General features: G+C 60.8%; 10 protein-coding genes. 8 read left to right on the plus strand and 2 right to left on the minus strand.

Going from position 1 to position 13171, the window contains the following annotated elements; all coding sequences use genetic code 11:
* Positions 1 to 294: 294 nt before the first annotated feature.
* The gene (locus tag AD668_RS12625; RefSeq protein ID WP_053159155.1) at positions 295 to 3048 is read left to right on the plus strand and encodes a LuxR C-terminal-related transcriptional regulator; all 2754 of its coding nucleotides are present in this window, start codon (positions 295 to 297) and stop codon (positions 3046 to 3048) included.
* On the opposite strand, the gene AD668_RS12630 is transcribed toward AD668_RS12625, so the two are convergent.
* The gene (locus AD668_RS12630) at positions 3049 to 3513 is read right to left on the minus strand and encodes a PaaI family thioesterase (RefSeq protein WP_082344464.1); all 465 of its coding nucleotides are present in this window, start codon (positions 3511 to 3513) and stop codon (positions 3049 to 3051) included. It lies immediately after the preceding gene.
* Positions 3514 to 3675: 162 nt separating this feature from the next.
* Entirely contained in the window at positions 3676 to 4824 is a 1149-nt protein-coding gene (locus AD668_RS12635; RefSeq protein WP_053159159.1) for an acyl-CoA dehydrogenase family protein, read from the minus strand.
* A gap of 478 nt (positions 4825 to 5302) precedes the next feature.
* Between AD668_RS12635 and AD668_RS12640 the strand changes: the two genes are divergently transcribed.
* The 7 genes from AD668_RS12640 (at position 5303) to AD668_RS12670 (ending at position 13156) form a co-directional block, all read left to right on the plus strand.
* Positions 5303 to 6487: a lipid-transfer protein gene (locus AD668_RS12640; RefSeq protein ID WP_053159161.1), complete on the plus strand. Its 1185-nt coding sequence runs from the start codon at positions 5303 to 5305 to the stop codon at positions 6485 to 6487.
* Between the two features lie 56 nt (positions 6488 to 6543).
* Positions 6544 to 6981, plus strand: a complete 438-nt coding sequence (locus AD668_RS12645; RefSeq protein ID WP_053159163.1) for a MaoC family dehydratase N-terminal domain-containing protein — start codon at positions 6544 to 6546, stop codon at positions 6979 to 6981.
* A 10-nt stretch (positions 6982 to 6991) separates the two neighbouring features.
* On the plus strand, positions 6992 to 7426 hold the full coding sequence (locus AD668_RS12650; protein ID WP_053159165.1) for a MaoC family dehydratase: 435 nt from the start codon (positions 6992 to 6994) through the stop codon (positions 7424 to 7426).
* Positions 7427 to 7458: 32 nt separating this feature from the next.
* Entirely contained in the window at positions 7459 to 8292 is an 834-nt protein-coding gene (locus AD668_RS12655) for an SDR family NAD(P)-dependent oxidoreductase (RefSeq protein WP_053159167.1), read from the plus strand.
* A gap of 103 nt (positions 8293 to 8395) precedes the next feature.
* A complete protein-coding gene (locus tag AD668_RS12660; RefSeq protein WP_053159169.1) occupies positions 8396 to 9538 on the plus strand; it encodes an acyl-CoA dehydrogenase family protein in 1143 nt (380 codons plus the stop codon).
* A gap of 122 nt (positions 9539 to 9660) precedes the next feature.
* Positions 9661 to 11223, plus strand: coding sequence for a long-chain-fatty-acid--CoA ligase (locus AD668_RS12665; RefSeq protein ID WP_053159170.1), 1563 nt, complete (start codon positions 9661 to 9663; stop codon positions 11221 to 11223).
* 112 nt (positions 11224 to 11335) lie between these two features.
* A complete protein-coding gene (locus AD668_RS12670) occupies positions 11336 to 13156 on the plus strand; it encodes a DUF1302 domain-containing protein (protein WP_053159171.1) in 1821 nt (606 codons plus the stop codon).
* Positions 13157 to 13171 lie beyond the last annotated feature (15 nt).

Raw genomic sequence — 13171 nt, forward strand, 5'->3', positions numbered from 1 at the left:
ATGCTGGAAAAACGCGGCGCTCTCAGGTTTTTCGCGAGCATGCTCGCTCCTACAGGAGTGTGCGATCACCTGTAGGAGCGAGCGCGCTCGCGATGGACGTCAACGATGACGCGGGCATGCTGGATAAACACCGAGTGTCTGGTTTCACTGCAAACTCGGTTGTACGAAAGCCGTATCGGCAAACGACGCGTTAAGGCCTACAATGTGCAGCGTAATTTCATGCTGCCGAAACACACTCTGTCCCACGTCCCACGTCGCTCGTCGCCTGACCCGCCATTCCGGAACCGTTTTCCCATGTCGCTACCCCCCATCAAAGACATTGACCTGCGTTGTTCGGTCGAAGCGGACCAGTCCATTGCCGATACCAAAGTTGTCCCTCCGCGCGGGGCACGTCGGCTGGTACCTCGGGAAAGCCTGATGCAGCGCCTGCTGGAGGTCCGTCGGCAGCGTTGCGTGGTGATTCAGGGACCTGCTGGCTGCGGTAAAACCAGCACGTTGCTGGCCTGGCGCCGGGAATTGCTGGCGATGAATTTCGAAGTTGCCTGGCTCTCACTGGCGGTGGAGGACGACGAGGTCGGGCGCTTCTGCCATTGCCTGCAGGCCAGTCTTGCTGAAGTGTTGCCGGAGCACGTGCGTGATGCGGGCGTTCTGCTCGGGCGCGACAATCAGGAAATGGCGTTTGAGCACTGGATCATCACGCTGGTCCAGGGCATCGCTCAGCATTCGCGCGAACTGGTGCTGATGCTTGATGACATGCAGCATTTGCAGAACCCGCGGATTGTCCAGACGCTGCAATGGTTGATCGACTATGCACCGCAAAACCTGCACCTGGTATTCGGTACACGCAGTGCGTTGCCATTCCCGTTGGCGCCCTTGCGCGCCCGGGATCAGGTCAGTGAATTCGATTTGCGCGACCTGCGCTTCAGTCGCAGCGAATCGGAGCTTTTCCTGCGAGAGCACCTGGGTGTCATCGACTCACGCGACGCGGCGACGCTGCACGAACTGACCGATGGCTGGATTGCCGGCCTGCAATTGTTTGCCGTCGATATCAAAGCCAAACAGATGACCCGCTTCGACCGGGTGCAGATTCGCGACGCCACTGGCTTCGCCGACTATTTCGAACGTGAAGTCCTGGTGCGCCTGGAGCCAGAAGACCTGCGCCTGCTCACCTATGCATCGATCTGTGAACGGTTCTGTGCCTCATTGTGCGCGACCTTGCTGGGCCAGCCCCACGCGATTGCCGGCATGATGACCCAGCTCGCACGGCTCGATGGGGACAATCTGTTCATCACCCAGGTCAAGAGTCATGACCGCGAAACCTGGTATCGCCTGCACCCGCTGCTGGGCAGCGTTTTGCAGGCGCGCCTGGCGGCGCGGCCGCAGCAGGAGCAACTGTTGCACGTCATCGCACGCGGCTGGTTCACCGAGCATGATCATCTTGATGAAGCGGTGCGTCATGCGCTACGCGCCGGCGATAACGAGGCGGCCGCCGATATCGTGGAAGCTTGCGCTTACGACCTGCTGGCCAAAGGCAACCTCAGTCAGATCTCCGGGCTGCTCAAGGGCTTGCCGGCAGAGGAGACCGCAGAGCGTTTCGGCCTGCAAGTGGTGCTGGCGCATTTGCAACTGTACTCGCGCAATTTCCAGGCACTGCACCTGACGCTGCAGCATCTGCAAACCCATTACGCAAAACTCGCCCCCCAGCAGCGCCACGCACTCACCGTCCTCAAGGGCAGTCAGGCAATCCATCAGGACGACACCGCAGCAATGCTGGCGATCCTGCCCGAACTGCTGGCGATCCCCGTCGATGCCGACGACTTTTCATGGTCTGGGCGCAGCAACACGCTCGCCTGGTTGTATATGTACCAGGGTGAATTCGAGAAAGCGCGGGAGCTTCTCGAAAACGGCGAACGACCACTTGGCTCGCCACGCCGCAGCCTGCTGGGGCGTTGCATGAGTGGCATGAGCCTGGCACTCGAAGGCCGCGCCACCCAGGCCGAGCATCTCTACCGAGAGGTGCTGGAGGAGTCCGAAAAGCACGGAGTGGCCTACCTTGTGGTCAGCACCATGGCCGCCGGATTGCTTGGCACTGCGTTGTACGAACAGGGGGAGTACGACGCGACCTGCCAGTTGCTCGAACGGCGGATGAAACTGCTGGAGCAGGTAGCGATTCCCGACACCGTGTTGCAGTGCACGCAGACACTGGCGATGGCGCACTGGCTGGCGGGCCGACGGACCGAAGCCTTGAGCTGGCTGGATCGCCTGGAACAGTATGCCAGTCGTTATGAGCTGGGGCGGTTACTGGTCTGTGCACTCCTGGTGCGTATGCGCTGGATGCAGCAAACAGGGGACGAGGCGGAGGCTGATTGTGTACTGCAGCGTATCAGCCAAGCGGCGCAACAGAACGGCTTGTCGGAGTCGGGTACACCACTGGAAGTGCGGATCATCGCCCGTCGGGCCACGGTTGAGCGGCACCTGCATACCGCGGATTTTGCGGCGGCGGCCGAGCGGTTGCCGGCGCTGATCGAGGCGTCACAGAGTAACCACCGTTGGCGTCGCGTCGTGTCGATGCGCGTGCAGATGGCCGTGATCGAACAAGGCAGGGGTGAGCTGAACGCGGCTCGCGAGCAATGGGTGGAGGCGTTGCGTCAGGGCCATCGCCTGGGTCTGGTTCGCAGCGTGCTGGACGCGTGGCCCGGCGTCCCTTCGATGCTCCAGGGGCTGATCGCCGACAATGTGCTTGATCCAGTGCTGACGTTTTACGCGCAACGCCTGCTCGACATCGCCCGCGCCACCGATGCGGGCAGCCAGCAGGCAGCGGACACCGACACGACCTGCGTGCTGAGCATTCGCGAGATGGACGTGCTCGGTCTGGTGGCTCAGGCGCTGCCCAACAAAAAAATCGCCCGGGTGCTGAACCTGTCGCCGGAAACGGTGAAATGGCACATGAAGAACATCTTTTACAAGTTGGGGGTTACCGGGCGGGACGAGGCTATCGCCAAGGTGCGCGACCTTCAGCTCAAACTGCCCGGCAATCCGCAGCTTTAATCAGCCTTTGCGATTCCTGCCGTGCAGGCTTGGGGTATTACCGATAAACGTCGCCTTGCCCCGTGCCACCAGACGCTCGCCATCGACCAGGTCGAGGCTGGCATGGGCCAGCGAGCGCCCGACCCGGTGAATCTGCACATGGGCTTCGATCCACGCACCCAGGCTGGCCGGGCTCAGGTAGTCCATGCTCAGGTTGATGGTCGCCGGCGGCAGCTCGGTGGCCGCCGCCAGTTTCAGTGCCCGTCCGAAGGCGGTGTCGGCCAGGGTTGCGAGAAAACCGCCGTGGGCGATGCCTAATGGGTTCAAGTGTTCAGGGCGGATGCGCGCGGCCAGTATGGAGCGTTCTTCATGGACATACAGGCCGGTGCAATGCACCACAAAACCGACGCGTCCCATCGGCACGAAACCGGCTGGAGGCCTGTCCTCGTGGGCGACAGCTTGAAAGGGCTCAGGGGGTGAATTCATTGGCGTGTGCTCGTTGTGTGCGTGCAGTGGTCAAAGCCGATCACTGAAGGCGCTATCGCGCCAATTCTGTAGGAGCGAGCGTGCTCGCGAAGATCGCAAGAACAACGCGTTTCGTCAGGATGCCTGCGTCATCGTTGACGATCTTCGCTGGCAAGCCAGTTCCTACAGGGTGCGGGCAATCAGCTCTTTCATGACTTCATTGGAGCCGCCATAGATACGCATCGGCCGGGTGTTGATATGCAGGCGGGCGATCGGGTATTCGAGCATGTAACCGTAGCCGCCATGTAGCTGCAGGCACTCGTCGATGATCTGACAGGCTTGCGTGGAGGCCCACCACTTGGCCATCGCGGCGGTGGTTGCGTCCAGTTCGTGCTTGATCATCTTGCCCAGGCAATCGTGGATGAAGGTGCGGGCGATGGTCACGGTGGTCTGCATTTCCGCCAGTTTGAAGCGGGTGTTCTGCATGTCCAGCAGCGGCTTGCCGAAGAGCTTGCGGTCGTTGGTGTACTTGATGGTTTCCTCGACCGCCCGCTCCATGGCACCCAACGCGTTCATCGCGATGAACATGCGCTCCTCGGGCAATTGCTGCATCAACTGGACGAAACCCTTGCCTTCCTCCGGGCCAAGCAGGTTGGCGACCGGCACGCGCATGTCATCGAAGAACAGCTCCGAGGTGTCCTGGCCTTTCTGACCGAGTTTGTCGAGGATGCGTCCGCGACGGAAGCCCGGCAGGTCATTGACCTCCAGCACGATGATCGACATGCCCTTGGCGCCCAGGGACGGGTCGGTCTTGCATACCAGCAGCACCAGGTCGGCCTGGGAGCCGTTGGTGATAAACGTTTTCGAACCGTTGATGACGTAATGGTCGCCATCGCGAATGGCCTTGGTCTTGACGTTTTGCAAGTCGGTGCCGGCGCCGGGTTCGGTCATGGCGATGGCGGCGACCATTTCGCCGCTGGCCATTTTCGGCAGCCAGCGCATTTTCTGTTCTTCTGAGGCGTAACGCAGGATGTAGTGCGCGCAGATCGCGCTGTGCACATTGGTACCCAGGCTGGTAGCGACCGCGCGGGCCAGCTCGTAGCCAATGATCGCGTTGTGCGCGTGACTGCCGCCGCTGCCGCCGTACTCTTCCGGAATCGCCGGGCACAGCATGCCCATCTCACCCGCTCTGAGCCACGTCTGGCGGTCCACGTGCTTTTGCTGCGCCCAGCGTTCTTCATGGGGCACCAGTTCTTCGGCGGCAAAACGGCGAACCGATGCCTGGAAGATCGCCAGGTCTTCGGTCAGCCACGCTGGTCTGTATTCAGTCATTTGAATCCTCGCAAGGTCAGGGGACAGGGACTCTTGCCATGCTCGTTGCAGCGCAGGATTTGAGCGAGCGCCGAAGGGATGATGCTGCGGAGTAGATCCGCTGTGGTCCGAAGGAAGGCGTTGAGGGAGTAGTTCTGAAAACCTTTCAAGGGCATGCGTATATGCCGCGCTGCCCTCGCTTTTGTGTAGGAGCGAGCCTGCTCGCGAAAAACGTCCGGCACATGCGTTCAACCGGGCAGCACGCGTTATCGTTGACATCCATCGCAAGCAGGCTCGCTCCCACAATGTTTGGAGGTTGAAAGCCAAACACCCCCGCGGTACTCCCACCAAACGTTCCTTGGAACGCCTCCCGTTACCTCCGCAAGTTCATCCCTTCGACGGTCGAAGCGCGGCGACTGCCAAACCTAGGATGAATCCCACAAGAACCTGCCGGCCGGCGGTACGACCACCGAACGCGTATTCCAAGGGAAATTCATCCATGAGTGAAAAAGTCGTCGTCGCCGGGGTCGGCATGATCCCCTTCGCCAAACCGGGCAAGAGTTCAAGCTATACGGAGATGGGCGCCGAGGCTGTGCGTCAGGCGCTGAAGGATGCCGGCATCGGTTACGACAAGGTGCAGATGGCGTTCGCTGGCTATGTCTACGGCGATTCCACCTGCGGGCAGACCGCCCTGTATGAAGTGGGCCGCACGGGTATTCCGGTGGTGAACGTCAACAACAACTGCTCCACCGGCTCGACGGCTCTGTACCTGGCCCGCGCCGCTGTGCAGAGCGGCCAGGCTGAATGCGTGCTGGCATTGGGTTTCGAGCAAATGCAGGCCGGTGCGCTCAAGTCGCATTGGGATGACCGTCCACAAACCAGGGCCAGCGTGGCTCACGTCCTGGAAGGAATGACCCGTGACGTCGACCTGCCGCGTGCGCTCAAAACCTTCGGCGGTGCGGGCCGCGAACACATGCAGAAGTACGGCACCCGCATGGAAACCTTCGCCGCCATCCGCGCCAAGGCCAGCCGCCATGCCGCGAACAACCCCTTGGCACTGTTCAAGAATGTCCTGACCACCGAAGACGTGATGAACGATCAGATTTTGTGGCCAGGCGTGATGACGCGCCTGATGGCCTGTCCACCAACCTGTGGCGCAGCGGCGGCGATCATCTGCTCGCCAGCCTTCGCCAAGAAGCACGGCCTGCGCAGGGACGTGGTGATTCTCGCCCAGTCGCTGGTCACCGACTCGGTGGAGTCGTTCGACCCGCCTTCGATGATCGCCTACGCCGGTTTCTACATGACCCAGAGTGCCGCGCAATTGGTCTACGAGCAGGCGGGCGTTGGCCCGCAGGACGTGCGCGCCGTGGAGTTGCATGACTGCTTCGCCCACAACGAATTGCTGACCTATGAAGGCCTGGGCTTGTGTCCAGTCGGTGGCGGCGAGCAGTTCGTCCTCGATGGCGATAACACCTTCGGCGGCCAGGTAGTGACCAATCCGTCCGGCGGTCTGCTTTCCAAGGGCCATCCACTGGGAGCCACCGGCCTGGCGCAGTGCTACGAGCTGACCCATCAGCTGCGCGGCACCGCAGACAAGCGCCAGGTCGAAGACCTGAACATCGCCCTGCAACACAACATTGGCCTGGGCGGCGCCTGCGTCGTGACGATGTACGGACGCAACTGAGTCTTTCCACGGGCGTGACCGTTCGGCCACGCATAACAACAAGAGGAGTGAGACAAATGGCAGACAAGAGTCTGATCGGGCACCAGCTCGACACGTTCAGCGTCGACGTGGAGAAGGGCCGCCTGCGCTTCTTCGCCAAGGCAATCGGTGAAACCGATCCGGTCTACACCAGCGAAGCGGCTGCCATCGCGGCGGGCCACAAATCCCTGCTGGTGCCGCCGACGTTTTTGAAGTGCCTGGAAGGTGAAGGTCGTGATCTGACGACGTTCCTGAAGCTGGTCGATTTCGACCTCGGCCGCATCCTGCATGCCGAGCAATCCTTCGTCTATCACGCCCTGGCCTATGCCGGCGACGTGCTGACATTCGACGCCCGCATCACCGATGTCTACGAGAAGAAGGGGGGGGCATTGCAGTTTGTGGTCACGCAGTCGCGCGTCACCAACCAGCATGGCGAACACATCGCCGATGTCCGCTCGTCCCTCGTACAGCGTTGAGGAAATGTCCATGTCCCTGTCTCAAAGCAGCCACGTTCAATACTCCGATATCCAGGTTGGCGACGCCATTGCGCTGCTGCAACTGCCGCCGGTCAACCGTACCACCCTGGCCCTCTACTGCGGGGCTTCGGGCGACCACAACCCGATCCACGTCGACCTCGACTTTGCACGCAAATCACGCATGCCCGATGTGTTCGCCCACGGCATGTTGTCGGCCGCCTACCTCGGTCGTCTGCTGACCCAATGGGTACCGCAGCAACAGGTACGCAGCCTGTCGATCCGTTTCACCGGCATCACCCATTTGGGGCACATCCCGACCTGCACCGGAACCGTCACCGAGAAATTCGAAGAGAACGGTGAGAAACGCGTGCGCCTGCAGATCCGCTGCGCCAACCAGTACGGCGAAGAAAAACTCGCCGGTGAAGCCGTCGTGGCCCTGGCCTGAACTTCCATCCCACCTCTCTAAGGAAAACAAAAATGAAAAAGCTTGAAGGCAAAGTTGCACTGGTCACCGGTTCCGGTCGCGGTATTGGTCGTGAAGTCGCCCTGCAGCTGGCGGCGTATGGCGCCAAAGTCGTGGTCAACGATCTGGACGCCGAACCGGCTGATGAAGTGGTTGCGCAGATTCGCGACGCGGGTGGCGAGGCCGTGGCTTGCGTCGGTAGCGTGACCGCCGCCGATTTTGCCGACCGTTTCGTGCAAACCGCCGTCAAGAACTATGGCGCCATCGACATCATCGTCAACAACGCCGGTTTTACCTGGGACAACGTCATCCAGAAGATGAGCGACGAACAATGGTACGCCGTCATCGACTGCCACCTGACCGCGCCATTCCGCATCCTGCGGGCTGCCCAGCCAGTGATCAGCGCCCAGGCCAAAAAAGAGGCCGCAGAAGGCCGCGAAGTATTGCGCAAGGTGGTGAACATTTCCTCTGGTGCAGCGGGCGGCAACGTCGGCCAGTCCAACTACTCCTCGGGCAAGTCCGGGATTCTGGGCCTGACCAAAACCCTTTCCAAGGAGTGGGGGCGCCTGAAGGTCAACGTCAACGCCGTTGCCTTCGGCCTGATCGATACTCGCCTGACCCAGGCCCTGGCCGGTGAAGACAGCAAAACCGTGAGCATTGAAGGTCGCGAGATCAAGGTCGGCGTTCAGCAGTCACGTCTGGACAGTGTCGCCGCCACCATCCCGCTGGGCCGTACTGGCACACCGGAAGAGGCGGCGGGTGCAGTGGTCATGTTCTGCCTGCCGGAATCCAATTTCTGCTCTGGTCAGGTCATCTACTGCGGCGGTGGCCCAGGCTCGAACTTCTAACTGCCCGTCGCGGTGCTCGCCCGCCACAACGGGCGGGGCCAACGCTGTGTCGCGCCTGTTGCCCGTTCGCGGTCAACAGGCCTCAGAACCCGAGGTATTTGCAATGCTGGAAAACTACCGCTCTGCCTGGATGACCGAGGACCTGGAGTCGTTCAACGACATGGTCCAGCGCTTCGCCAGGGAATACATGGAGCCGAACGAGTTGAAATGGCGCGAGCAGCACTGCGCCGACCGCTCCGCCTGGCTCAAGGCCGGTGAACTGGGTCTGATTCTGCCTGACGTATCGGAAGAATACGGTGGTGCTGGTGGCGGCATCGGCCACTACGTGTGCGTGATTCAGGCGATGAACGCCAACGGCAGCGGCCTGGGCATTGGCCTGAGTCATATCGTCGCCCACTACATCCTCGAATCCGGCACCGAAGCGCAGAAGAAACACTGGCTGCCGAAAATCGGTTCCGGCGAGATCATTTGCGCTATCGCGATGACCGAACCAGGCGCTGGTTCAGATCTGCAATCGGTGCGCACCCGTGCGGTGAAGAGGGGGGACAAGTACGTCATCAACGGCGCCAAGACCTTCATCAGCAACGGTCAGACCTGCGACATGGTGCTGGTCATCGCCAAGACAGACATCACGCAGGGCGCCAAGGGCGTTTCGTTGTTCATGGTCGACACCAACACCCCGGGCTTTCGTCGCGGCAAATTGCTGAGCAAAGTCGGCATGCACGCCCAGGACACCTCGGAAATGTTCTTCGATGACGTCGAAGTGCCGGCTGATTGCCTGCTGGGTGAAGTGGAAGGTCGCGGTTTCTACACCCTGATGAGCCAACTGCCGTACGAACGTGCGCAGATCGGTGTCGGTGCTGTCGCGGTGATGGAGCGTGCCCTGCGTTTGACCGTGGAATACACCAAGGACCGCAAAGCCTTCGGCAAGCCGGTCATCGACTTCCAGAACAGCCGCTTCGTGCTGGCTGACGCGAAGGCGACGGTGCTCGCTTCACGCACCTTTGTCGACCTGATCATCCAGCGCTGGATCGACGGCACCCTCGATACCACCCTGGCATCGATGGGCAAGTTCTGGCTGACCGAGCGTCAAGGCGAAGTGCTCGATCGCTGCCTGCAACTGTTCGGCGGCTACGGCTACATGAACGAGTACCCGATCGGGCGGATGTGGGCCGATGCGCGGGTAGCGCGGATCTACGGTGGCTCCAACGAGATTCAGCGCGAAGTTGTTGCGCGCTCGCTGTGACGTTCAGACCGGCCCGTTGCGGGTCGGTTTGTCAGCGTACTCGACAGTCTTTGACTGCAGAACGCTGACCGGCCCCGGCAAAGTTTCGAACCCATTGAATAATAAAAACAATTGGAGTTTGCATGTACATCACACAAGGGCTGCACCGTCATCTGCAGCAACGACCCAATGCCATTGCGGTTCGCTTCCAGGGCCGTCAGATTACCTACGCCCAGTTCGGTGCGCGTGTCGCACGCCTGGCCGGTGCACTCAAGGGACTGGGGGTTGCCAGCGGTGATCGCGTGGCGATGCTGGCATTCAACTGCGCACGTTATCTTGAGTACTATCAAGCGGTACCCTGGGCCGATGCGGTGGTCAATCCGGTGAATTTTCGCTGGAGTGCGGCGGAGATCATCTATTCCCTGAACGACTCGCAAACGAGCGTCCTGATTGTCGACGATCACCACAAGGAACTCGGCGCCCGGGTACTTGAAGAAGCGCAAAGCGTACAACGGGTGATTTATGCCGGCGATGGCGAAACCCCCCGTGGCATGCTCAATTACGAATCGCTGATCGCTTCCAGTGAACCGGTGGAAGATGCCCGGCGCGGTGGCGATTCGTTGCTCGGGATTTTCTATACCGGTGGCACCACCGGTCACCCCAAAGGGGTGATGCTCAGTCACAACAACGTGGCGTTTTCGGCGCTCAATACCCTGTCCCAGGGGCGCCTTGGCAACGATACGATTTTTCTGCATGCGATGCCGATGTTCCATCTGGCCGACTTCGCGGCGATCACTGGACTGTTCATCACCGGCGCCACCCACGCGATATTGCAGACCTTCTCGCCAGAGGGTGTACTGCAAGCCATTGACCGGGAAAACGTCAACGAAATCCTGCTGGCGCCGACCATGATCCAGATGTTGCTGGACTGGCGCGAAACCCGTGGGCAAGCCCACGACGTCAGTTCGCTGAGGACCATTGGATACGGTGCGTCGACCATCACTCCGGCACTGCTCGACCGGGCGCGTGCGGTGTTCACCAACGCCGGCTTCTCCCAGGGCTATGGCATGACCGAGCTGTCCCCGGTGGCCGCGACGCTCCCCGCCGAGTACCACACTGCCGAGTACCAGGCCAATGGCAAAATGTATTCGGCGGGCCAGCCAGCCATTTGCGTAGAGATCCGCATCGTCGATGCCAACGACAATGAAGTGCCGCGTGGCACCGTCGGCGAAATCATCGTGCGTGGTCCCAACGTTATGCTCGGCTATTGGAACAAGCCAGAAGCGACCGCTGAAGCATTGCGCGGCGGATGGATGCACACCGGTGACGGCGGCTACATGGACGAGGACGGTTTCATCTATATCTGTGATCGCCTCAAAGACATGGTGGTCAGCGGCGGCGAAAACATCTACTGCGGCGAGGTAGAGGCGGCCATCGCCCGTCATCCTGCCGTCGCGCAAAGTGCGGTGATCGGCATTCCCTGCAAGAAATGGGGCGAGACCGTTCACGCCGTCATCATCCTCAAACCCGGTGCCAGCGTTACCCAGGAGCAGATTATCAGCCACTGCCGTGAGCTGATTGCCGGCTACAAGGTGCCGCGCAGTGTCGAGTTTCGCGACTCACTGCCGCTGACCAGTGTCGGCAAAGTGCTGAAGACCGAACTGCGCAAACCCTTCTGGGAACACCATCAACGCACCATCGCCTGAACCCTGACGGGCACGCGGTCAGTCAGGCCGCGTTGCTTTTTGATCACCGTAATCCGAGTCGCATCCACGAGGGCGATCGGGTTTCCTTGCGCCAGAATCAATGGAGAAACGCATGAGCATTACGAGAATGCGTGGAGTTTGCTACCCACACCTTTTGGCCGTCGCCGTTGCTGCCGCCGTTAGCCCACAGGCATTTGCCGTCGATTTCAGCATCGGTGAAATCGAGGCCAGTTTCGATTCGTCGCTGTCGGTGGGTGCCAGTTGGGCCGTCCGCGGACCCGACCCGGACTTCATTTCCAACTTCAATTCGCAAGGTGTCAGGGGCAACGCCTCGTCGCGGACCAACGACGACAATCGGCTGAATTTCAAGAAGGGCGAAACCTTCTCGAAGATCTTCAAAGGCGTGCATGACCTGGAGTTGAAGTACGGCGACAGTGGCGCCTTCGTGCGCGGCAAGTACTGGTACGACTTCGAGCTGATGGACGAGAGTCGGCCGTTCTATGACATCGACGATCACGGCCGCCAGCGTGCGGCGAAATCGTCCGGGGCGATGTTTCTCGACAGCTTTGTCTACCACAACTACACGCTGGATCAATTGCAGGGCAACGTGCGCCTGGGCAAGCAGGTGGTGAGCTGGGGCGAAAGCACCTTCATCGGCAACTCGATCAACAGCATCAACCCGATTGATGTGGCGGCCCTGCGGCGCCCGGGTGCCGAAGTCAAGGAAGGCCTGATTCCGGTCAACATGCTGTACGTGTCCCAGGGCTTGTCCGAGAACGTTACCGCCGAGGCTTTTTACCAGATCGAATGGGCGCCGTCGGTGATCGACAATTGCGGCACCTTCTTCGGCAATGACCTCACGCCTGAAGGCTGTAACGACCGTGTCGTCCTGGCGGGTCTGGATCTGCCACCCGGTGTGGCAAACAACACGGCCACTCCTGGCCTGACCGACGACGCTTTCATTGCGCGCACCAAAACCCGTGACGCCCGTGACAGCGGCCAGTTCGGCGTAGCCCTGCGCTGGTTCGCCCCGGACTTGAACGACACCGAGTTCGGCGCCTATTTCATGAATTACCACAGCCGTAACCCGAGCCTGGACTTTACCCGCGCAACCAATACCGCCAACGCGGTGACGGCGGTTCGCAGCGCCAGCTACAACGTGGTCTATCCAGAAGACGTGCGCTTGTACGGCTTGAGCTTCGCCACCAACGCGCTCGGTACATCGCTGGGTGGCGAGGTCAGCTATCGGCCGAACATGCCGTTGAACCTCAACGGTGCCGATATCAACCTGGCCGCCGTGGGCAACGCCACTTCACCGCTGTTCGTCAGCGGACAGTCGTCCAACGTCGTCGGGGCGTCGATTGATGGCTACCAGCGTATGCCGGTGTTGCAGGCGCAGATGAGTGCCACCCGGTTCTTCGACCAGATCCTGGGTTCCGAGCGCCTGACCCTGGTGGGCGAGGTGGGCTACAACCGCATCAACGGCCTGGGTTCCAGCGACGGCAGCGATGTGCGGTTTGGCCGCAGCACGGTGTTCGGCGCCGGGCAGTTGGTCAATCAGGCGGTCTGCGTTGGCCAGGCCACACCGGTACCGGGTCAGCCTGGCGTCACGCGACCCGGCAACCCGCAACAGGAATGCAACAGTCACGGTTTCTATACCACCGACTCGTGGGGCTATCGCCTGCGCGGCAAGCTCGAATACCCCAACCTCATCGCGGGCATCAATCTGTCGCCCAACCTGGCCTGGTCCCATGACGTCAATGGTATCGGTCCGAACTTCGAGGAAGGCAATAAGGCGATCAGCCTCGGCGTGGATGCCGACTACATGAATACCTACACAGCGAGCCTCAGTTACACCGACTACTTCGGCGGAAAGTGGAATACCAACACTGATCGCGACTATGTCGCCCTCAGCCTGGGTGTGAACTTTTAATACCTGTCAGACGGA

It is taken from the genome of Pseudomonas sp. P1.8, from assembly GCF_001269805.1.
Taxonomy (GTDB): domain Bacteria; phylum Pseudomonadota; class Gammaproteobacteria; order Pseudomonadales; family Pseudomonadaceae; genus Aquipseudomonas.

Excerpts from the sequence above, each read along its gene's own strand:
- AD668_RS12625 (WP_053159155.1), top strand. The coding sequence starts at position 295 with ATGTCGCTACCCCCCATCAAAGACATTGACCTGCGTTGTTCGGTCGAA.
- AD668_RS12630 (WP_082344464.1), bottom strand. The coding sequence starts at position 3,513 with ATGAATTCACCCCCTGAGCCCTTTCAAGCTGTCGCCCACGAGGACAGG.
- AD668_RS12635 (WP_053159159.1), bottom strand. The coding sequence starts at position 4,824 with ATGACTGAATACAGACCAGCGTGGCTGACCGAAGACCTGGCGATCTTC.
- AD668_RS12640 (WP_053159161.1), top strand. The coding sequence starts at position 5,303 with ATGAGTGAAAAAGTCGTCGTCGCCGGGGTCGGCATGATCCCCTTCGCC.
- AD668_RS12645 (WP_053159163.1), top strand. The coding sequence starts at position 6,544 with ATGGCAGACAAGAGTCTGATCGGGCACCAGCTCGACACGTTCAGCGTC.
- AD668_RS12650 (WP_053159165.1), top strand. The coding sequence starts at position 6,992 with ATGTCCCTGTCTCAAAGCAGCCACGTTCAATACTCCGATATCCAGGTT.
- AD668_RS12655 (WP_053159167.1), top strand. The coding sequence starts at position 7,459 with ATGAAAAAGCTTGAAGGCAAAGTTGCACTGGTCACCGGTTCCGGTCGC.
- AD668_RS12660 (WP_053159169.1), top strand. The coding sequence starts at position 8,396 with ATGCTGGAAAACTACCGCTCTGCCTGGATGACCGAGGACCTGGAGTCG.
- AD668_RS12665 (WP_053159170.1), top strand. The coding sequence starts at position 9,661 with ATGTACATCACACAAGGGCTGCACCGTCATCTGCAGCAACGACCCAAT.
- AD668_RS12670 (WP_053159171.1), top strand. The coding sequence starts at position 11,336 with ATGAGCATTACGAGAATGCGTGGAGTTTGCTACCCACACCTTTTGGCC.